The organism is Pseudoalteromonas lipolytica, assembly GCF_900116435.1.
Classification (GTDB): Bacteria; Pseudomonadota; Gammaproteobacteria; order Enterobacterales; family Alteromonadaceae; genus Pseudoalteromonas; species Pseudoalteromonas lipolytica.
This window is the reverse complement of record NZ_FPAZ01000010.1, coordinates 13136-33318: the sequence shown is the minus strand read 5'-3', so window position 1 is coordinate 33318 and position 20183 is coordinate 13136. Positions and strand designations below refer to the sequence as shown.

Below are 20183 nucleotides of genomic sequence, written 5' to 3'. Positions count from 1 at the left end.
ATTGGCGGAGTGGACGGGACTCGAACCCGCGACCCCCGGCGTGACAGGCCGGTATTCTAACCAACTGAACTACCACTCCACAATTTCGTTGCTGACTGAGTCTCCCCTGACAGCGGCGTGAATAATACGAATCACCCTCTGGTTCGTCAAGGGCTTTTTTGTATTTTTACAGGTTTTTTAGTCATCTGACATCGAAAGGTTTAAAATTTCACCTGATTTGTCATTTTTTGAACCATTTTTGCCAACTTCATTTTCATTCGTTGCTTGCTCAACATTTTCAGATGAGCTTTTTTTCTTTAAAAACGGTAACGATAATTTGAATTTAAGTGGTTTCTTTTGCACAAAAATACGAATGGCTAACCACCCTAATAGAAGAACGATTAAATTTCCAACAACAATAAGTGTCACCATTAGCACAGTGGATGCTTTTTTTTCTTCTTCTAGGATTCTTTGCTGCTCAGCTTGCGCTGCTAAATCGACTTCTGGACGAACAATTTCAGGTACAATCTCAATGGGTCGTTCAATTTCAAATTTATACGTCGGCAGCGTCGCCATAAATTCACGGTCATTTATATTGCTACCAAACACCGATAGCTCGACACTGTATCGACCCCAATCATAATTTTTGATTGCTAATTCTCTGGTTTGAGATTTATCAGCATCAATTGAAAACATTTGCTCTTCATTATTGGGGTAATAGATTTTACCTTGAATAAGCACTGTTTCTGGTTTGACGATTTCAGGGTTTAAAGTAATCGTTAAGGTATGCTCATCGGTATCTTGCTTTGCTAATGCCATGTCATAGCTAAAAGGAGGCTCATGAACAACAATCGGCTTTTGTACTACAGTGCGTTTTAATATAGGTGTTTCTATATATAACTCTGGTTGCCACTCCCCTGCTGGGAAGACTAATTTAAACTCCCCGGTAAACACACCATCAAGGGGGCGCTCATCAAATCCACGACCATCATCTTTAAAATCGGTAACACTTTGTGTGCCCGCTCCAAAATTAGCGAAGTCACTGTTATTGGTACTTACAAAATCAACATGTAGACTTATGACATCTCGAAATTGCCCCACCTCAATTGGCTTACCATCATTGAGTACTCGGCCTGTTAATTTAATGGTTTCGCCACGAAACAACATGGGAGGGAGAGGGTCTACACGTAATTCAATTTCGCCTAATACCATTACTCGACTGTCTGGCAAAATACTGCCAACGACTTGCCAAGGGCCAGGCATCGGGTCTGTGATGGTGATCAAATCGTAGCTTAGTTCATCATGCCAGTCTAAATTGGCGTTCTTCACCGAGTCAGTCGCGTAGTACTTGCTGCCATCTGGGCGTACAAGCACCACGGCGGGTGCACCGCGTTTACGGAAAAATAATAACGTAATTTTATCAACTTTGTGATCAATGCGAAAACGGTTATCTAGTAGAGGAATTTCATTTTGAATCCCGTCACGCTGTAACGGGGTTATTTTATCTTGCTCAGTGGCAAGTCCCATCAAGGGCAATACACACACTAATCCTGCTAGAAGCTGTTTTCTCATTTTATTACCTTATTCTGCACGCCATAAGCATTGACCGCCTTTTGCGACCAAGTCTAAACGCTCTTCATGAGCGGCATGCTCTTGCTCTGTGGCCTTTAATACAACCAGTGGCGCTCTATCAGCGCTCACGCGTCGAATACCACCCATTTGTTGCTCTGAACCTTCATCTTTATTCTGATTTAAATTTAGCTTAACTTGCCCACCTGTCATGGCGAGGTAAACGTCGGCTAAAATCTCGGAATCCAGTAATGCGCCGTGTAAGGTTCGCTTTGAGTTATCAATATCATAACGACGACATAACGCATCAAGGTTATTCTTTTGACCAGGATGCAAATCACGCGCCATCTTCAAGGTATCAAGAACTTGACAGACATCTTCAGTATTCGGATAGCCCTGATTCAACAGCGCAAACTCATTATCCATATGGCCGATATCGAACGCCGCGTTGTGGATGACAAGTTCTGCGCCTTTTATGTACTCAAGAAATTCATGCGCTATTTGGTGATACAACGGTTTATCACGTAAAAACTCATTAGTAATACCGTGAACATCGATGGCTTCTTCTTCAATGTCACGCTGTGGATTAATATACACGTGAAAATTGTTGCCAGTAAGGCGGCGATTTACAAGCTCTACACACCCGATTTCAATAATCCGATGGCCTTGCTTTGGGTCAATACCCGTGGTTTCTGTATCTAAAACTATTTGTCTATGTGCCATATCGTCTTAAGCCTGACTCTGGTATCTTTCTATAATCACTTTATTGTACATAATATCAAGGTAAAACAGTGCAAAAAACCGTAGAGATTTACACCGATGGGTCATGTTTAGGTAATCCGGGGCCAGGAGGTTATGGCGCAGTGATGCGGTATAACGGTCATGAGAAGCAATTAAGCCAAGGATATACCCTTACTACAAATAATCGGATGGAAATGCTCGCAGCCATTGTTGCACTCGAAACATTAACCCGCCCCTGCCATATTATCCTTACTACCGACAGCCAATATGTCAAACAAGGTATTGAGTCATGGGTTGAAAACTGGAAAAAACGAGGCTGGAAAACCGCAGCCAAAAAACCCGTCAAAAATGTCGACTTGTGGAAACGCCTTGATGCAGCTTGCCAACGACACACCATTGAGTGGCGCTGGGTAAAAGGTCACAGCGGGAATAAATACAATGAACTCGTTGATGACCTTGCCCGTGAAGCAGCAGGTGGCGATGCCCTACTTGAAGACACCGGTTACGACGAAGCAAGTTAAAAATTAACGCAGAGCATTTAAAGTTTTTGTTATATGTTATAAGATTTAGCTATAACAATAATTAAGGACTCATTATGGCTCTGCGCATTCACTCTTTTTTTCATCAACAAAGCGCAACTTTGTGCTATCTAGTATGGTGTGAACACAGCAAACACTGCCTACTTATTGATGCACCAGCTGATTTTGATATGCCAAGTGGAGAATTAAGTTTTAGCACTGCCAATGAAATTATCGCCTACATAAAGCAGCATAAGCTCTCATTACAGTGGTTGCTCGAAACACATGCTCATGCAGATCACATTACCGCATCAAGCTATATTAAACAGCAACTGCAACACGCTCACCCATGTAAACTGGGCACCGGTGAAGGCATTGTTCACGTACAAGCACATTTCAGTAAGCTTTATAATATTGATATGCCATGTAATGGCGAACCCTTTGAGCAACTATTCGCTGATAAAGCACAGTTTCAGTTAGGGGAATTTACAGTCGATGTTATTGCCACCCCCGGCCACACCCCTGATAGCGTGTGTTATCACATAAATGGCAATGTATTTGTTGGCGACACTTTCTTTATGCCAGACAGCGGCACAGCACGTTGTGATTTCCCAGGCGGCAGTGCGGCTGAGTTATATGATTCTTTACAACGTATTTTATCACTGCCGGATGATACCGTGCTTTGGATGTGTCACGACTATCAACCCGACGGCCGAGCACTCGCGTATAAAACAACGGTTAAAGAACAGCGAGAGCAAAACGAGCATTTAAAAGGTGATAAACAGAGTTTTATTGCAATACGTGAAAGCCGAGATGCAACGTTAGCAGTGCCAAAATTGTTGCATCCGTCGATTCAATTAAATATTCGCGCTGGCCAGTACCCGCTTAAAAGCGATGACAAACAGCACTATTTAGCTATCCCGCTCACAGTGCTGCTTTGATGTTTGGCGAAGACCTGCGCCTTTTACAGGTGAAAATTGAGGTCTTGCGTGCCATTTAGGTTTAATTGGCGTCAGTGGTGCTACTCGCTTGCGTGCCACGAGTAAATAGACACTGCCCATGGGCTTTAAGTAATGTTTACCGAAGCGACGCCATGCCGCAAATCGCGATAATCGATTACCTCGTGCAAGCGACGAATGGATAAATCGCTCATCAGAAATAATTTCGAACCCTAATAAATTCAGCCAGTCTTTCACGCGTGAAGGGGTAAAAAAGCGCCCCGTCCAAGGCAGCTTTTGACGGCTAAACGGCAACAATTGAGCCAGGCCACATAAACTAAATGGATTAAAACCACTTATTACAATGTATCCACCTGGGATCAGCGTACGGTGTGCTTCTCGCAATATATGATGCGGGTCAGAATGGTACTCTAAGCAATGAGATAAAATACACGCATCGACACTGTGCTCATAAAAAGGCAGTTCATCAACATCGGCAATAACACCGGTAAATAAGCCCGGCTCAGCAACACAAACCTGATGCTTAATGGGGCTCTCACTCGTAGCAAGCTCGCCACTTAAATTACCTAATTTAAGCATGTGGTAACCAAACATGCGTGGCAACCAAGGTGTTAACTTTCTTTCAATTTCAGCACGCAAATAGTCCCCATGAGGGAACTGCTGCCACGAGTACGGCTTAGGACCTTCTTGAAAACTAAGGGCTGGTTTCATTTTCTGAGCTCGTTATACTGTATCTTAACTGTCACTTTATAGAGCAATTAAACATGGTGCAAGTTAAAGCAATTAAAGCCTTTTCTGATAATTATATCTGGTGCATTGTAAATAATGACCAACAAAGCGCTTGGGTCGTTGATCCAGGCCAAGCAGACCCTGTCAATCGGTATCTTGATGAGCATAACCTCACCTTGGCAGGTATCTTAATTACACACCACCATTATGATCACACTGATGGTGTTGAGCCATTGCTCAAAACCAACCGTGACATTCCCGTTTACGGGCCAAGACACAGTCCGTTTAAAGGGATTAATCATCCGCTTTCAGAAGCAGACAAAGTCACGGTTTATGATCGCACATTTACAGTGCTTGCTACACCTGGCCACACTTTGGATCACATTTGTTATGTTAATGATGAATTGAGCTTTACGGGCGATACACTCTTTAGTGCTGGTTGTGGCCGCTTATTTGAAGGCAGTGCAGAACAAATGTGGCATTCGTTATGTAAACTTAAATCGCTGCCTAATGACTGTAAAATCTACTGTACCCACGAATATACGCAAGCCAACTTAGCGTTTGCTAAGGCGGTTGAGCCAACAAATGAAGCATTATTGACGTACAGTGATAAAATAGACGCATTAAGAGCGAATGATGACATCAGTCTGCCCACCACCATCGCCACTGAAAAACAGCTAAATCCATTTTTACGCAGTCATTTGCCCCACATAACTGACCAGTTACCCGACACGCTAAAAGTTAATTTTAACTTAAATGAACCTTGGCAACGTTTTGCTAGTCTCAGGGCGTGGAAAGATAATTTTTAAAACGTGTATTATCTTGGTTACAATTTTGTATTTTTAGATCAGTACGTTGTAAAAATAAGCTGACATAAATTGGTCATAAAGTGGCAATATGTTCTCTGAGCAGGTAATATTCGCCGAGTTTTTTTACCTGATGTATGGGTATGTATGTATAAGTCTCCTTTAGTTTTAACGCTTGCGCTGGTTTTGAGTGGCTGTCAATTAACAGCAACTGACACTGCTGGGTCAGATAATGACAACCGTGTTGAGCAACAGCTTGCAGGTGCAAGCCCCAGTGACATCAATGATGCATTGATGCTCAACGCACAGTATCAGCAATTAGCTGATACTGATGAGCCCCCCCCAGTATTTGATGATGTATGGGAGCGTATTCGCTACCAGCTGTCTATTGATGTACCGCAAAATCGCCCTGTTGTCGCCGAGCGTAACTACTATGCACGCCATCAAGCATACCTAGATCGTATCGCCAAACGTGCCGAGCCTTATCTTTACTTTATTGTTGAAGAAGTCGAAAAACGTGAAATGCCTATCGAAATTGCACTGCTGCCAATTGTTGAGAGTGCATTTGATCCCTTTGGTTATTCACATCGCAGTGCATCAGGCATATGGCAATTTATGCCACAAACAGGCGAGCGTTTCGATTTAAAACAAAACTGGTGGTATGACGGTCGTCGCGACATCGTGCAATCAACGCGGGCTGCTTTAGATTACTTATCCTATTTGCACAAGACCTTAGAAGGTGACTGGTTAAATGCAATTGCAGCCTATAATTCAGGTGAAGGTCGTTTACTAAGAGCGATTAAAAAGAACCGTAAGAAACATTTACCGACCGATTTCTGGTCGTTAGATTTGCCCAAAGAAACCACCTCTTACGTACCAAAGCTGCTCGCACTTTCTGATCTTGTTAAACGTAGCGATGAATTTGGTATTAAGTGGCAACCGATTATTAATGCACAAGTTATCGATGTCGTTAACGTAGGAAGTCAAATTGATTTAGCCCTCGCTGCAGATATGGCAGGTATTAGCTTAACGGAGTTATACCGTTTGAACCCCGGTTTTAACCGCTGGGCAACCGATCCGAATGGGCCGCATTTCTTATTATTACCATCAGATAAAATAGACACCTTCTCTGAGAAATTGGCAAAAACAGAGCAAAAAGATCGTTTACGCTGGCAACAGTATGTTGTGGCGCGCGGCGATAGCTTATCGGTTATTGCGAAAAAGTTTTCAACCAGTGCGGGAGCAATTAAAACACTCAATAAATTGTCATCAAACACAATACGTGTTGGGCAACAATTATTAGTGCCTTTAAGTGATGGCGAAATTAACGGCCAACACCTGCCAGACTCTGTTCGCATGGCTGCGAATAAAGCAACGCGAAAAAAACTGAGCCATAAAGTAGCCACTGGTGACACGTTATGGGACATAAGCCGCGAATACGATGTCACAATTGCTGAACTTGCTAAGTGGAATAATCTTAAGAAAAATGCAGTGTTACGTGTTGGTCAAACACTAACGGTGTATAAAGATGAAAAAACACAGCTTGCAGCGACTAAAACGACCGAGCGCACCATTACCTATAAAGTTCGCCGTGGCGATTCATTAGCACGTATCGCTGCTAAGTTTAATGTCTCTGTGGATGATATTATAAAGTGGAACTCGTTGGCTGGGCAAAAATACATTCAACCAGGCCAAAGGTTAAAATTAAGGGTCGATGTTCGCAGCGCCTAAGTTTAAACTTACTGCCAATAAAAAAGAGCGCCTAAGGGCGCTCTTTGCATCTCACATTTAGTATTTGTGTTTTAAGGCCCACAAATGCAGTAATTCATTAGCAATCGTGGCCGCCGCAATGGCTGTAAGCTCACTTTGATCATACGAGGGTGAAACCTCAACCACGTCCATACCCACCATATTAATGCCTTTAAGCGCTCTTAATATTTTTAACACTTTATCACTGGTTAAACCGCCACATACTGGTGTACCAGTCCCCGGTGCAAATGCGGGGTCAAGGCAATCAATATCAAAAGTCAGGTAAACAGGTAAGTCCCCTACTCGCGCTTTAATTTGCTCTGCAATCACATCTGCCGACAGGTCATTTGCTGCCATAGCATCAATGACCGCAAATTCATGTTTGCTCTGATCAAAATCAGTGCGAATACCAATTTGAATGCTGTGGTCAACGTCAATCAGCCCTTCCATCGGCGCATGATAAAACATAGTACCGTGGTCATAGCGTGAACCATTACTGTAAGTGTCTGTGTGCGCATCAAAATGCACCAAAGCCATTTTACCATGCTGTTTGGCATGTGCGCGCAGCAATGGCAACGTCACAAAATGGTCGCCACCTAAACCTAGTAACGTTTTACCTTGACGTAAAATTTGCTCAGCCGCTAATTCAAGCTGCGCAGTGAAATACTCAGGGTCGCCTACGGGGTAGGTAAAATCCCCTGCATCCGCTAACTTTAAGCGCTCAAACAATGGGAATGTCCAAGGGTATTTGGTTTCTTCCCATGCAAGGTGTACAGAGGCGCGGCGTATAGCGTCTGGACCTAGTCGTGCACCTGGACGCCCCGATGTTGCTAAGTCAAAAGGTAAACCTAATACCACGACATCCGCATCAATTGCAGTGATGTTTTGCACCATTGGCTGGCGTAAAAACGTCATGCCGTTTGAATATAACGAATGATCTGTATGGTCAAACAATGTCGACATTGCTTATAACTCTTCTAAATAAGTGTAACCGTTTAAGCCAGCTTGCAGCTCGTCTAACACGCTTTGCTGTTCAGTTTCTGGCAGTTTTGTAGCCACCAGCTGAGCATAAGACTGCTGGAAGCTCTCTACATCTAAATGCACATAACGCATCATGTCAGCCACCGAATCACCTTCGTTAATTTCAGTGATCTCTGCCTGACCTTGCTCATCCATTTTCACAATTGCGCTGTGTGTGTCACCAAATAAATTGTGCATATCGCCTAAAATTTCTTGATAAGCACCCACTAAGAAAAAGCCCATTAAATATGGTTTTTCTTCGCTATATGCAGGCACAGGTAGCGTACTTTCAATGCCTTGGCCATCCACATAGTGCTCCATGGCACCATCTGAATCGCACGTAATATCAAGTAGTACAGCACGTTTTTGTGGTGCTTCTGTTAAACCACTCAATGGCAAAACAGGGAACACTTGGTCAATACCCCATGCATCAGGTAGAGATTGAAACAATGAAAAGTTCACAAAAAACTTGTCTGCTAAACGCGCGTTCAATTCATCGATAATTGGACGATGAAAGCGGTTTTTATTATCCATGTGTTTGTTAAGTTCATAACAGACACGAAGGTTAACTTGTTCCGCCCATGCACGCTCTGTTAAATCAAGTAAACCCAGTGCAAACTGATTATGCGCTTCGGCTAAATCACTTTGACTATCATGGTAGATTTCAATCAACGCACGGTCGTCGTTATCACCACTTAGCTGTTGCCACGATGTCCACATATTGTTTAATAAAAGAGGTGCATCGGCCGCAGGCGCAAGAATATCTTCAGGCTCGTAGCTTTCAGTACCAATCACATTCGAAATCAATACCGCATGATGCGCAGTCAGCGCACGGCCAGATTCAGAAATAATACGCGGCATTGGTTGCTCATACTGCTTACAGGTATCACCAATGGTGTAAACAATGTTATTCGCATATTCGCTAAGACTGTAGTTCATCGAGTTATGTGATTGACTGCGTGTGCCATCGTAATCAACTGCTAAGCCACCACCCACATCTAAGCACTCTATTTGCGCACCTAACTTGCGCAACTCACAGTAAAAGCGTGCCGCTTCGCTCACGCCTAAACGTACGTCACGAATATTGGCCATTTGCGACCCTAAGTGAAAATGCACAAGCTGAATTAAATCTAATTGTTCAGACGCTTTTAAGCGATTTACCACGCTCAGTACTTGCGATGCCGATAAACCAAACTTTGATTTTTCGCCGCCACTCGCTTGCCACTTGCCTTTACCTTGTGACGCTAAACGAACACGAATACCAATACGAGGCTTCACGTTTAGCTCTTTTGCTTGGCTGAGCACCATGTCTAATTCAGATAGCTTTTCCAGTACGATGTAAACCTTATGACCCAGCTTTTCGCCGATAAGTGCCAGACGAATATACTCTTGATCTTTGTAGCCATTACATACAATCACTGCACTGGTTTTTTCTGCCATCGCTAAAACAGTCAGTAGTTCGGGTTTACTGCCCGCTTCTAAACCTAATTGCTTTTTCTCAACATCGGCTTGGCTTGCCACAATTTCCTCAACCACTTCGCGTTGTTGATTCACTTTAATTGGGTAAACAAGCAGGTAATCTCTCGGATAACCATAGTTTTCAATCGCCGTATTGAATGCCTGACACAGGCTGTGTACACGGTGATGTAAAATTTGAGGAAAACGCACAAGCGCCGGCAAACTTAAACCTTTGTCTTGTAGTTGCTGTGCTATATCGATAAGTGCAATGGTTTGCTCTGGGGCATGGGCCTTTGGCGCAACATACACATCACCTTGATCATTTATACCAAAGAATCCTTGGCTCCAATGACGAACATTGTAGCTCGTGCGAGCTTGTTCTAGTGATGTTGTCTCTTTCATCTATCTTTCTCTTTTATTTAATGGTGCCAAAATCGGCAAGGGTATTGCCGCGCATTAAAAGAAAAATAGTGACTTAAGTCCAACAAGTATTTTTACTCGTAACGAGTGATTTTTGATGTGAGAAACTGATTAAGTTGTAGATTACATTGGCTGAAGAATCAGCGTATTTAATAACGTGTTTAGTACGTGGCGTTCTCAGTGCTTAACGTGAATAATTTCGTCAGCCTTTGCAGAGGAAGACCCTAACTGTCGCCACGCTTCATATTGCTCACCATTACGCCACGTGATACCGATATACTCTTGCCAATGTTCAAAGTCTTTACTTCTGTATTTTTCAACCCCACATCCTCCGGCACCAAAGGCAACACGACAGAGTTTAACAATCAGGTAGGTGCCATCAAACTCTAACTGGCGCGGGTTTTCAGTTGAACTGGAGCAAGTACTCAAAAAGCGAGGCGGTATTTTCAATATAATTCGCGAGGTAATTTCACCCTTGTCATTAAAAACACCGGTTACCGAATGGCATGAATTGAAATAAAAGGTATTACTGCCAACAACAAGGTCAGAAGGGCTATGTTTATTACGTTGCTCGGGGGATACACGCACCGTGTCTGACTGTTTATTATCGCCACATGCACTGAGTACAATAAGCGACAAAAAGCCAAACAGACGCGCACATAATTTAACTATAACAATAACCCCATAAATAATGTAATTAGGTTAACTCGTTATTGATTAAGCCCTAATTCCATAAATAAACTTTGTGGGTTTTCAGTGTAATTACCAAACGGCCCACAACGATGAAACCCCAAGTTCTCATACAAACTAATTGATTCTGTTTGCTTAGGGCCTGTTTCCAAGCGAATAAGGGGAATTTGTTGCTCTCCCGCATGATGCAGTAAAATTTGCATAATACGACGTGATAACCCTTTACCTCGATAGCTTGGTTTTACATACAAACGGCGAATTTCGCCATAAGGCGGATTCCCTTCTTGCATCACAATAGCACCGCAGGCAACAATACCATCCTCGTTTTTTAAGCCAATTGCATACACGTTAGGTTCTGCTAATTCTTCGACGCTTAATGATTGTGCGGTTGCAACTGGATATAAAGAGTTTATAAGTCGGTCTATATCAGAAAACACGTGTACTACTTCAGGATCATGTGGATTTAAATCGACTAACTGCATAAAACTCCCATCTTGAATATGTCATTTTTGTTAATTATGTTAACAATAATATCGGATCATCGTCTGATCCTCTAGTGCTGTTTTCATTATTCGTTCTTATCGGTACGTATGACTACCATACTACCGCGTAGTTCCTTGCTATGTAACTGAAAAAACACTTTGTTACGGAAAAAGGCTGTTCAAATACAGTGAAAATCATATACTGCAAACACGAAGTAATAATGAGAGGTTATCGCGTGCAGTTTACTCAAGGTATGGAATACTTCTTTTCTGGCTTTAAATTAATTAGCCAAAAAGGGTTAAAACGTTTTGTACTTATTCCTTTATTAATCAACATCGTACTTTTTGGCAGCTCACTGTTCTTTTTATACGGCTGGCTTACCGATGGCTTTGCCTATTTAAACTCGCTGTTACCAGAGTGGCTTAGCTGGCTTGAATGGTTAATGTGGCCTATTGCCGTATTAGTGATTTTATTTAGCTACAGTATGTTGTTCACCGTCATCACCAATTTTATTGCCGCCCCCTTTAATGGCTTGCTGAGTGAAAAAGTCGAGCTATTTTTGACGGGTCAAAAAGTCAATGATGATGGGCTACTTGATACCATGAAAGATGTGCCACGCATGCTTGGGCGTGAATGGACAAAACTCTGCTATTACTTACCAAGAGCAATTGGCTTTTTTATCTTGCTATGGATTCTACCTGTTATTGGTCAGCTCTTATGGGTGTTGTTTACGTGTTGGATGTATGCCGTTCAATATGAGGATTACGCATTTGACAATCACAAAGTCAGCTTTAATGATATGAAAGATGATTTAAAAGAAAAACAAACTCTCTCTTATGGTTTTGGCCTTGCCGTTATGGTGCTTACAGCAATCCCCTTTGTTAATTTAATTGTGATGCCTGTTGCAGTCTGCGGAGGCACTCGTTTATGGGTTGATAATTACCGCAGTAAATACCGCCGTTAAATCTTAAAAGCCATTAAGCCAATAGTGACACTATTGGCTTTTTAGTACCGTGTAATCGAGTTTCACCGGTAAAGGGTCTGAAAGACCTAAATCAGAACGCGGTTCTTCAAATTTACTAATAACCGCATCATACGTATTTTCGCCGATATTGACTGTGAACGGTTGTGCAAGCTTGGTGATTATTTTAAGTTCAGCGTGCTTGTTTTCTAATTCTAACAAACCATCTTCCCGCGTTTTAACAAGTAAAAAATGCGCGCCATTTTCAAAGACAATACGAGCTTGATGAGATTGTCGGTGCTCTGCACGCCACTGCCCTTGCTGAAAAACAGTAATAACATCACTGACACCATCGGGCTCCAACAGACGCTCTTTTTTAAACTCACATTGTTCACACCCTTTTATTGATTCTGCTTGCCAATTAATCGGGTAACCATCAAAGCTAAGTCTTGATGACATTTGCCATGCAGAATCTGCAGCAGGCTTGCAGCCACAGAGCGCAAGCATCACACTTATATACACGAAGGACTTCATGGGTTTTCACCTTGTGATGTTCTTACTGCTTTGATCTCTTCTAATAAATAACGTGGAGGAGCTTGCTCTTCAATGATGTGTTGAACAGGCACTTGAGACACATCTGATTGATCATTTTGAACAGTATTAATTCCTAAACGGTTACCCGAGAAAAAGGTATAAAAGCGCAGCTCAATAAGGCTCCACTCATCAACATCACTCAACGTTGCAATGTTACTATCACCATTGGTGTCTTGGCTTAAGGTTTCAGTAACATCTAAATTACAGTTATAGTCTATCGCAGTGGAACCTGGGTAGCCCAAGCCATTTGCTTCATTAATATTTGCTTCGTCGAGTGCATTTCCCAAACCATGAGAAAACGACATCACAAAGTTATCGGGCGACCCTTGTGGGCCATTGATAAGGTCGGCTGTTTGCACACCACAATTTGGGTTGTTTCTATAACGACTTGAATAATAACGGTCACCTTCATTATTTCCTATTGTCGCTAAACCGCGTAATTGATAAAGATAATTCATAATACTTAGATGGTTCGGCTTATAGTTCACGGCATTATTACCGCCATGGTCAAGCCCTAAATTATGACCCAGTTCATGCATGATTGTCGCAGCCTGGTAGTTATAGGCTAAATTGGTTGAGATTTGATTGTCCAACGACAAGCCCCAGTTACCAAGGCTTATCATTAAATCGTTACCGTTAATTTCGGCAACGCCAGATGACCCTGCACTGCCATCGACATTGCGGCTATTCGCCATTAACATGTAATGAAAAATCGGTTTACGGCGCATATCGAAATTAGCCATTTTATAATGAAATAAACTCTCAACGCCTTGGTTAAAGCTATACGGTGTATATTGCCTAAAGATAACACGGTCACCGCCACCTAAATCATGATCAGCAGGTGATACCCCCTCAGCTTGGTGAAACAAATCACCCACATCAAAATGCACCACGATGTTTTCTGCAGCGAATGACGATGCCACTTTTTCAAGCGCCGTCCTGTGAGGTGTAATGCCTGCATCACTGCTGTCCATGTAATCTACTTCAATAAAGATATCTTTTTGATTTGCTCTGGCTCCCCAGTCATAAAGTGGTAATCCAGCAAATGTTGAGCCTGGTTGCTCTGAGCAATCAGGAATACCGTCTTCGTCTTCATCTAACGAGCACGTGATATCATTGACCCCTCCAGGAGTGGTAAAGGTGCTGTATGTCCAGTCGGTGGCACTATTCGTATCTGTGCTGCTCTGGTCACGCTTGATACTTGCGCCCGTAAAGTTCAAGATTGTGGGTGCCGCTCCCGTTTGCCATTGACCCACCGATGTCGGTTCCGTTGTATCATTTCCAAAGCGAACAAAGTCAATAGTTTGAGCTTGATCGCTCGTCAGTAATTCAATAAACCCATTCAAAAACCAATAAGGGCGAACAGTGGAACCAATGTCTCCAATAAAGGCAATGTATTTATTCTGATCAGCAGCATCATAAAATAATGAATCCCCAAAGCGACTGTGAATAATCACATACTCACCGGCAGCAAGAATTTGATTAGGTAGAGTAAAAATCGTAGAAGCCGCAACGCTATTATCCGCGCTATCACGACTCTTAACCCTGACACTGTAATCAACCAAATTCACATCACTGTTAGTGCCATTGTAAAGTTCAAACCATGGGGTGTCGTTCGTAAATCGAATCGCCACCACCTCGGTGATTTTTAAATCTTCGCTGCCCGTCGTAAATGTTGTAATAATCTGCGCAGACACGGGCGTATCGGCAAAATTAACTAAGTCACTGGTCAGCCTTAATTGATATTGTGTTGACTCACTTAAAGCAGCCGTAAATTCAGCACCGTTAAAGTATTCACTGGTATTCGCTTCTGGGCCTGATAAGACCAGTGAGCTAAGCGCTAAACAACTGTTAAAGTTATCTGCTGATAATTGCACTGAGCCAGTACACCCCCCTTCATTTTCATTAAACGATAAGCTTGTGGTCTTCATCACGTCAGATAACGAAAATGAGATACGCGCGTTTGCACTCACTGCCTGACTGTTATCCTGTGGGCTCACATTCACGACAGTGGCTGCTGTTGTGTCTGTGATTGTAACGCTGACTGTCGCCTCGTTACTGTCAACACCATCTGATACGGTCACTTTGAAGGGGGCTTGAGCAATACTATTTTCTGCTGGCTGATATTGGTAATTAAAACGTGTCGCATTGAGCGTAGTGATGGTTGCTCCCCCAATGTCACTGGCAAAAGTAACCGATAACTCATCATCGTCAGCGTCACTTACGTTAACCGTGAAATCCCTCGGTTGATTAAACTCCGTAGTAAAGGCAATAGCGTCAATAGTGGGCGCTTTGTTGACATGTACAATCGTAAACGTCAGCGTTAACGATGATATCGCCCCCATGTCATCGGTTGCCGTGACTAACAATACGATCTCACTATTTACAGACACTTCGGGGGCTGTAAAACTAATTGCTTGGCCATTTTGAACAAAGTTTAGTGTGGGTCCACTTTGTTGCTGCCACGCAATTTCACTGACTGTGCCATCAGTGTCGGTCACAATCACACTGATTGACGCCTCAGTGAGCTCAGTAATATTGGCAATAGGATCAGCCGTAATCACAGGGGCTACATTTACAAAATTTTCAATCACGACATCATATTCGGCCAAGCGTGTAGCCCCGTCGTTATCTGTAACAATGACTTGAAAACGCACACCGCTATCTGCATCGACTTCAGGGGCTGTAAACATCAATTCGCTCCCACTGGCAGTAAATGAAGTTGTAGGGCCTGATACTTGACTCCAACTGTAATTTGTAATGCTGCCATCGCTATCAACGGCAACCGCACTTAATGTGCCCTCCACCCCTTCTCGGATTGTTTGCTGCCCAGAAATTGATACTGTAGGAGCAATATTGGCACTGACCACAACACTAAAATCTGTGCTTGTTTGCTCACCAAAGTTATCTGTCACGCGCACAGTAAATGCCAACTCTGTATTACTGCTCACTGAAGGGGTCGTAAAACTGATTTCACTACTGCCATTACTAAATGCCACACTTGGCCCAGCTGTTTGACTCCAGTTATAACTCAGGACTTCACCGTCAACATCGGTGGCATTTGCACTGAGTGTTATTATATTGCTAGAGGGGGAGGTTTGTGGGCCCTGTACAACGATACTCGGTGCTTGGTTAACATTAACAATGGTCGCTGTATACGAGGCACTGGCTGTCGCACCTTGATTATCAGTCACGGTGACTGAAAAACTGATGGGGGTATTTTCGTTTACGGCGGGAATAGCAACAGTGAGTTGCTCATTACTGCTGGTTATACTGACTGTAGGGCCGCTTGTTTGCTGCCATGTAAAGCGGCTAATAGTGCCATCTGAATCACTTGCTGATGCCGCAACCGTCAGTGTAGAAAGTTCATTGACTTCGCTGTTGCCCGAAACCGTGACTTGTGGCGCTTGGTTGCTGGCAGATGCAGGCTCATCGCTGCCGCCTCCGCCCCCACACGCGGTTAATAAAATAGGGAATAAAATACACAACCAAACCGTTACTATTCTATTCCCCATTTTGCTATCCTCTATTTAACTGTATAGGCTTTGCGGCACCTTTGTGACATTTAAATGAACCGTAACCTCTTCACGGTCATGGTATAAATGTTTTGCCTGAAGCTCATAACTAACGCCGTATTTTTCAAGCTCTTCCTTAATCATCTTTAAACATTCATAAACACTGTCGAAGCGTTTTTTCATTGGCAGTTTAAGATTAAAAATAAGCTCTTTTGCGTACGCATTCACGGCCCAATCAATCATAAGATTAGTAACTTTTGCTGGCTTTTCCACCATATCACATACTAACCAATGAATATTTCGCTTTTCAGGACGGTATTTAAAGCCATCAACACGGAAATGTTTTACTTGTCCAGTTTCCATTAAATCATCGTTCATTGGGCCGTTATCTATGGCACTAACAAACATACCACGACGAACCAATTGGTATGTCCAACCACCCGGACACGCCCCTAAATCAACGCCTCGCATTCCTGGCTGCAAACGGTCTTCGGCTTCATGAGGCGGAATAAACACATTAAACGCTTCATCAAGTTTAAGAGTTGAACGGCTTGGTGCGTCATTTGGCATACGCAGGCGTGGAATACCCATAAAAAATGGCGAGTTATTAAAAGTATACGAATACCCTACATACGCAGTGTCATTACTTAAAAAGAGTACATGCAGCACAGGCTTTTTATCAGCAAGTTCACGCGTAACCGTCGCGCGTTTTTCGAGGGCTTTTTTTAGCGGTGTCGAAATCTTTTTACAAAATTTAGACAACTCTTTACCTTCATTGGTATCTGGGGTTTCAACTCGTAGGTCACCACAGGATGGAAAATCAACGGTTGCATTCACAATCGCACTGACCCTGTCTTCAAGCGGCATATTATCGACTAAAGTACCGGTAAACCATTGGCGGGCAAAGACCATGTTTTTGAAATCTATTTTTTTTATGATTTCATCGCCATGGCTCGGATCAAAACATTCATAGACGACAATTCCAGTGTTCGGCTTCGTTTTTACATAGCCCGCAAACCCTTGTTCCGCAGCCTGAAAAGTGATTTCAGCGGCAGCGTCGCTTTCAAACCCACTGCGACAATAAATAACAACACTCGACATAGATAACCCTTAAAATTTATACCGTGCGGCTTGAACTAATAAAATAGTCCAACCAATAATAAAGCACACACCGCCTAGGGGTGTGATTGGACCAAGCCATTTCGCACCTGTTAATGCGAGTAAATATAGGCTGCCACTAAATAACAAAATACCGGCGATAAAAAAGCCACCAGCCCAACTTAAGTTCATTCCCCACTTAATTAAAATCGCGATGGCGATTAAGCCCAAGCCGTGCACCATTTGATATTCTGCAGCTGTTTTAAAAATACCTAATGCATAGTCCGATACGCGGCTTTTTAAACCATGCGCAGCAAACGCGCCTAGCACAACCGACAGCATGCAAAACAGACTCCCCGCGATTAAATAAAGTTTGATCATTGTGAATCTCCATCAATCAACTTAAGTATAAATTGGGCCGCAAGGTTCGCAGCGTGTTGTAAGTTATCGTCTTCAGTTAAACCACTTTTCTTACGCGGTTTTAATGAATGATCACCGTCTTTTAGCCAGCTAATTTCTGGCGGATTATTCATTTCAAGCTCGGCTAATTCTTGCTGATTACCAAAAGTATCGCGTTCACCTTGAAGTACTAAAAAGGGGCATGGCATATCGATGAAGTGATCGATACGAAGCTTATCGGGTTTTCCGGGAGGGTGAAACGGGTAGCCAAACGCAACAACACCAGCAACCTCTACAGCGTCCTCTTGTGTGCAAAGCATAGAAGCCATTCTACCGCCCATCGACTTTCCGCCAATAAATACAGGTAAATCTGGCTGACGATGCGCTAACACTTCAGCAAAATAAGCCAGCAGTTTAGGGGCACGATCTGGGGGCCTGCGTTTATTAGTCTGTTTTGCGATTTGCATATACTGAAAGTCAAATAACGCCACATCAATCTGATGCTGGCTAATTAACGTTGCCATATTTTGCATGAACGCTGAGTCACTTCCCGCCCCTGCGCCATGAGCAAATATAAACTGTGCACGGGCATCACCCGTTGCACTTTTAAACCACTGTAACATGTTAATACTCTTGTTCTTGTTCAACTAAGCTCAGCATCCAGTCTTTGAAAGAAACTATTTTCCCCAGTTCTGTTTGCGATTCGCGTATCACTAAATAATAGGCATTTTTACTTTCTAATGAGTGATTAAACGGTATCACTAAGCGCCCGGCATCAATATCGGGTTTTGCTAAGACACTATTCCCAATTGCCACGCCTTGACCATGCACTGCCGCTTGGAGCACCATTGATGAGTGACTAAAAATAGGACCTTGGTTTACTTGGACATTACGCACTCCGGCTGTTTTCATCCACGTTTTCCAATTTTTACGCGTTGTGTCATGCAACAGAGTATGGTTAGCCAAATCACTCGGCTGATTTAAAGGCTTAGGCCCTGTTAGCAGCATGGGACTGCATAACGGCACAAGGTATTCTGTGTGTAACTTGTAAGTTTGTACGCCACTCCAATGACCACGACCATAGTAAATGGCAATGTCTACATCATCAGACAATGAATTTTCGTCTTGATCTTGTGCTTTTATTCGCACATCGATTTCAGGGTGTAACTCATTAAATAAACTAAGCCTTGGCACCAACCATTGAATAGCAAAACTGGGCGTTAAACTAACCGTTAAAGACCCTTTTGCCCCGCGTGCTAATAACTTTTCAGTGGCATCAATCAGCTGAGTAAATATCTCTTTAATATCGAGAAAGTACCCTTGCCCTTCTTCCGTTAATAATAGCGAACGATTTTTACGAAGAAATAATTTAAGGCCTAAATGCTCTTCCAGCGTTTTAATTTGGTGGCTGACCGCGGCTTGTGTCACATACAGCTCTTCAGCTGCTTTGGTAAAACTCAAGTGACGCGCTGCAGCTTCGAACGCTTTTAGTGCATTTAAGGGAGGGACACGACGAGACATAAACACCAAGCTTAGAATTAGTTTTTCTTATGCGTCGATTATAGCGATACAAATAAAAAAAGGCGACCTTGGTCGCCTTTTTCGTCATTAAATACTCATTAATACTGAGTATTCTATAAATCGCTTGCGCTGGTGTCTAACGGTGCAAAGCTTTTAATTAAATCATCAACCGCTTTCATTTGTGTTAAATACCCTTCAAGCTTACTTAGTGCAAGGGCGCAAGGGCCATCACATTTTGCTTCGTTAGGGTTAGGATGCGCCTCAATAAACAGACCCGCAATACCTAATGCCATACCACTGCGAGCAAGCTCTGCCGCTTGCGCACGACGACCATCAGCCGAATCAGCACGGCCACCCGGGCGTTGTAACGCATGCGTTGCATCAAAAATAACCGGAGCCATTGGCTTCATGTCATCCATACCGAGCATATCAACAACAAGGTTATTGTAACCAAAACTTGTACCACGCTCACACAGCGCCACATTATTGTTGCCTGCTTCATTAAATTTCTTAATGATATGACGCATTTCGTGCGGTGCTAAAAACTGTGGTTTTTTCACGTTAATAATTGCGCCTGTTTTCGCCATCGCGACAACTAAATCAGTTTGGCGTGCTAAGAAAGCAGGTAATTGAATAACATCAACTACCTCTGCCACTGGCGCAGCTTGGTGTGGCTCATGCACGTCGGTGATGAGTGGCACGTTAAACGTTGTTTTAATTTCTTCGAAGATTCTTAACCCTTCTTCCATCCCCGGGCCACGATAAGAGTTAATTGATGAGCGATTTGCTTTATCAAATGACGCTTTAAAAACATATGGGATATTTAGCTTCGAGGTTACTTCGACGTAGTGCTCAGCAATGCGCATTGCTAGGTCGCGAGACTCAAGCACGTTCATACCACCAAACAACACAAAGGGTTTGTCGTTCGCTAATTCAATCTCGTTGATTTTAATTAACTGGTTGTTCATTTTTTA

At 43.0% G+C, this 20183-nt stretch carries 19 protein-coding genes and 1 tRNA gene; 5 read left to right on the top strand and 15 right to left on the bottom strand.

What is annotated here, in order from left to right; all coding sequences use genetic code 11:
• Positions 1 to 2: 2 nt before the first annotated feature.
• The 3 genes from BM378_RS11955 to dnaQ form a co-directional block, all read right to left on the bottom strand.
• Positions 3 to 79 (bottom strand) — tRNA-Asp (locus BM378_RS11955).
• 98 nt (positions 80 to 177) lie between these two features.
• Positions 178 to 1551, bottom strand: a complete 1374-nt coding sequence (locus BM378_RS11950) for a TIGR03503 family protein (protein WP_083422914.1) — start codon at positions 1549 to 1551, stop codon at positions 178 to 180.
• 9 nt (positions 1552 to 1560) lie between these two features.
• Positions 1561 to 2271, bottom strand: coding sequence for a DNA polymerase III subunit epsilon (gene dnaQ, locus BM378_RS11945; RefSeq protein WP_036967470.1), 711 nt, complete (start codon positions 2269 to 2271; stop codon positions 1561 to 1563).
• 68 nt (positions 2272 to 2339) lie between these two features.
• Between dnaQ and rnhA the strand changes: the two genes are divergently transcribed.
• Both rnhA and BM378_RS11935 read left to right on the top strand, forming a co-directional pair.
• Positions 2340 to 2810 carry a ribonuclease HI gene (gene rnhA / locus BM378_RS11940; protein ID WP_036967468.1) on the top strand — a complete coding sequence of 157 codons (471 nt, stop codon included), beginning with the start codon at positions 2340 to 2342 and terminating at the stop codon, positions 2808 to 2810.
• Positions 2811 to 2884: 74 nt separating this feature from the next.
• On the top strand, positions 2885 to 3748 hold the full coding sequence (locus tag BM378_RS11935) for an MBL fold metallo-hydrolase (protein ID WP_036967466.1): 864 nt from the start codon (positions 2885 to 2887) through the stop codon (positions 3746 to 3748).
• Here the strand turns inward: BM378_RS11935 and BM378_RS11930 are convergent.
• Positions 3719 to 4477, bottom strand: a complete 759-nt coding sequence (locus tag BM378_RS11930; RefSeq protein WP_036967464.1) for a class I SAM-dependent methyltransferase — start codon at positions 4475 to 4477, stop codon at positions 3719 to 3721. The two genes, BM378_RS11935 and BM378_RS11930, sit on opposite strands and share 30 nt — an antisense overlap.
• 53 nt (positions 4478 to 4530) lie before the next feature.
• Between BM378_RS11930 and gloB the strand changes: the two genes are divergently transcribed.
• Entirely contained in the window at positions 4531 to 5304 is a 774-nt protein-coding gene (gene gloB / locus BM378_RS11925; protein ID WP_074989270.1) for a hydroxyacylglutathione hydrolase, read from the top strand.
• A 144-nt stretch (positions 5305 to 5448) separates the two neighbouring features.
• Positions 5449 to 7032: a LysM peptidoglycan-binding domain-containing protein gene (locus BM378_RS11920; protein WP_074989269.1), complete on the top strand. Its 1584-nt coding sequence runs from the start codon at positions 5449 to 5451 to the stop codon at positions 7030 to 7032.
• 57 nt (positions 7033 to 7089) lie between these two features.
• Here the strand turns inward: BM378_RS11920 and speB are convergent, their stop codons facing one another.
• The 4 genes from speB to BM378_RS11900 all read right to left on the bottom strand — a co-directional run bounded on the left by speB (position 7090) and on the right by BM378_RS11900 (position 11120).
• Positions 7090 to 8013, bottom strand: coding sequence for an agmatinase (speB, locus tag BM378_RS11915; RefSeq protein ID WP_036967455.1), 924 nt, complete (start codon positions 8011 to 8013; stop codon positions 7090 to 7092).
• A 3-nt stretch (positions 8014 to 8016) separates the two neighbouring features.
• The gene (gene speA, locus BM378_RS11910; protein WP_065979330.1) at positions 8017 to 9930 is read right to left on the bottom strand and encodes a biosynthetic arginine decarboxylase; all 1914 of its coding nucleotides are present in this window, start codon (positions 9928 to 9930) and stop codon (positions 8017 to 8019) included.
• A 195-nt stretch (positions 9931 to 10125) separates the two neighbouring features.
• Positions 10126 to 10587, bottom strand: a complete 462-nt coding sequence (locus tag BM378_RS11905) for a hypothetical protein (RefSeq protein WP_051501748.1) — start codon at positions 10585 to 10587, stop codon at positions 10126 to 10128.
• 71 nt (positions 10588 to 10658) lie between these two features.
• On the bottom strand, positions 10659 to 11120 hold the full coding sequence (locus BM378_RS11900) for a GNAT family N-acetyltransferase (RefSeq protein WP_036967450.1): 462 nt from the start codon (positions 11118 to 11120) through the stop codon (positions 10659 to 10661).
• Positions 11121 to 11374: 254 nt separating this feature from the next.
• Here BM378_RS11900 and cysZ point away from each other — a divergent pair, with 254 nt between their 5' ends.
• Entirely contained in the window at positions 11375 to 12085 is a 711-nt protein-coding gene (gene cysZ / locus BM378_RS11895; RefSeq protein WP_174403856.1) for a sulfate transporter CysZ, read from the top strand.
• A 30-nt stretch (positions 12086 to 12115) separates the two neighbouring features.
• Here the strand turns inward: cysZ and BM378_RS11890 are convergent, their stop codons facing one another.
• The 7 genes from BM378_RS11890 to kdsA form a co-directional block, all read right to left on the bottom strand.
• Positions 12116 to 12616 (bottom strand): hypothetical protein, encoded by a 501-nt coding sequence (locus BM378_RS11890; protein ID WP_074989268.1) that lies wholly within the window; start codon positions 12614 to 12616, stop codon positions 12116 to 12118.
• Entirely contained in the window at positions 12613 to 16191 is a 3579-nt protein-coding gene (locus BM378_RS20285) for a PKD domain-containing protein (RefSeq protein WP_083422913.1), read from the bottom strand. Before BM378_RS20285 ends, BM378_RS11890 begins: the two co-directional genes overlap by 4 nt.
• A gap of 15 nt (positions 16192 to 16206) precedes the next feature.
• Positions 16207 to 17292, bottom strand: a complete 1086-nt coding sequence (gene rlmM / locus BM378_RS11880; RefSeq protein ID WP_065979332.1) for a 23S rRNA (cytidine(2498)-2'-O)-methyltransferase RlmM — start codon at positions 17290 to 17292, stop codon at positions 16207 to 16209.
• 9 nt (positions 17293 to 17301) lie between these two features.
• A complete protein-coding gene (locus BM378_RS11875) occupies positions 17302 to 17670 on the bottom strand; it encodes a DUF423 domain-containing protein (protein WP_036967443.1) in 369 nt (122 codons plus the stop codon).
• Positions 17667 to 18311 (bottom strand): alpha/beta family hydrolase, encoded by a 645-nt coding sequence (locus BM378_RS11870; protein ID WP_036967440.1) that lies wholly within the window; start codon positions 18309 to 18311, stop codon positions 17667 to 17669. The genes BM378_RS11875 and BM378_RS11870 overlap by 4 nt, the downstream gene beginning before the upstream one ends.
• A 1-nt stretch (position 18312) precedes the next feature.
• Positions 18313 to 19209, bottom strand: coding sequence for a transcriptional regulator GcvA (locus BM378_RS11865; protein ID WP_036967434.1), 897 nt, complete (start codon positions 19207 to 19209; stop codon positions 18313 to 18315).
• A 113-nt stretch (positions 19210 to 19322) separates the two neighbouring features.
• Positions 19323 to 20177: a 3-deoxy-8-phosphooctulonate synthase gene (kdsA, locus tag BM378_RS11860; RefSeq protein ID WP_036967432.1), complete on the bottom strand. Its 855-nt coding sequence runs from the start codon at positions 20175 to 20177 to the stop codon at positions 19323 to 19325.
• Positions 20178 to 20183: the final 6 nt, after the last annotated feature.

Excerpts from the sequence above, each read along its gene's own strand:
- BM378_RS11950 (WP_083422914.1), bottom strand. The coding sequence starts at position 1,551 with ATGAGAAAACAGCTTCTAGCAGGATTAGTGTGTGTATTGCCCTTGATG.
- dnaQ (WP_036967470.1), bottom strand. The coding sequence starts at position 2,271 with ATGGCACATAGACAAATAGTTTTAGATACAGAAACCACGGGTATTGAC.
- BM378_RS11935 (WP_036967466.1), top strand. The coding sequence starts at position 2,885 with ATGGCTCTGCGCATTCACTCTTTTTTTCATCAACAAAGCGCAACTTTG.
- BM378_RS11930 (WP_036967464.1), bottom strand. The coding sequence starts at position 4,477 with ATGAAACCAGCCCTTAGTTTTCAAGAAGGTCCTAAGCCGTACTCGTGG.
- gloB (WP_074989270.1), top strand. The coding sequence starts at position 4,531 with ATGGTGCAAGTTAAAGCAATTAAAGCCTTTTCTGATAATTATATCTGG.
- BM378_RS11920 (WP_074989269.1), top strand. The coding sequence starts at position 5,449 with ATGTATAAGTCTCCTTTAGTTTTAACGCTTGCGCTGGTTTTGAGTGGC.
- speB (WP_036967455.1), bottom strand. The coding sequence starts at position 8,013 with ATGTCGACATTGTTTGACCATACAGATCATTCGTTATATTCAAACGGC.
- speA (WP_065979330.1), bottom strand. The coding sequence starts at position 9,930 with ATGAAAGAGACAACATCACTAGAACAAGCTCGCACGAGCTACAATGTT.
- BM378_RS11900 (WP_036967450.1), bottom strand. The coding sequence starts at position 11,120 with ATGCAGTTAGTCGATTTAAATCCACATGATCCTGAAGTAGTACACGTG.
- cysZ (WP_174403856.1), top strand. The coding sequence starts at position 11,375 with ATGGAATACTTCTTTTCTGGCTTTAAATTAATTAGCCAAAAAGGGTTA.
- BM378_RS11890 (WP_074989268.1), bottom strand. The coding sequence starts at position 12,616 with ATGAAGTCCTTCGTGTATATAAGTGTGATGCTTGCGCTCTGTGGCTGC.
- BM378_RS20285 (WP_083422913.1), bottom strand. The coding sequence starts at position 16,191 with ATGGGGAATAGAATAGTAACGGTTTGGTTGTGTATTTTATTCCCTATT.
- rlmM (WP_065979332.1), bottom strand. The coding sequence starts at position 17,292 with ATGTCGAGTGTTGTTATTTATTGTCGCAGTGGGTTTGAAAGCGACGCT.
- BM378_RS11875 (WP_036967443.1), bottom strand. The coding sequence starts at position 17,670 with ATGATCAAACTTTATTTAATCGCGGGGAGTCTGTTTTGCATGCTGTCG.
- BM378_RS11870 (WP_036967440.1), bottom strand. The coding sequence starts at position 18,311 with ATGTTACAGTGGTTTAAAAGTGCAACGGGTGATGCCCGTGCACAGTTT.
- BM378_RS11865 (WP_036967434.1), bottom strand. The coding sequence starts at position 19,209 with ATGTCTCGTCGTGTCCCTCCCTTAAATGCACTAAAAGCGTTCGAAGCT.
- kdsA (WP_036967432.1), bottom strand. The coding sequence starts at position 20,177 with ATGAACAACCAGTTAATTAAAATCAACGAGATTGAATTAGCGAACGAC.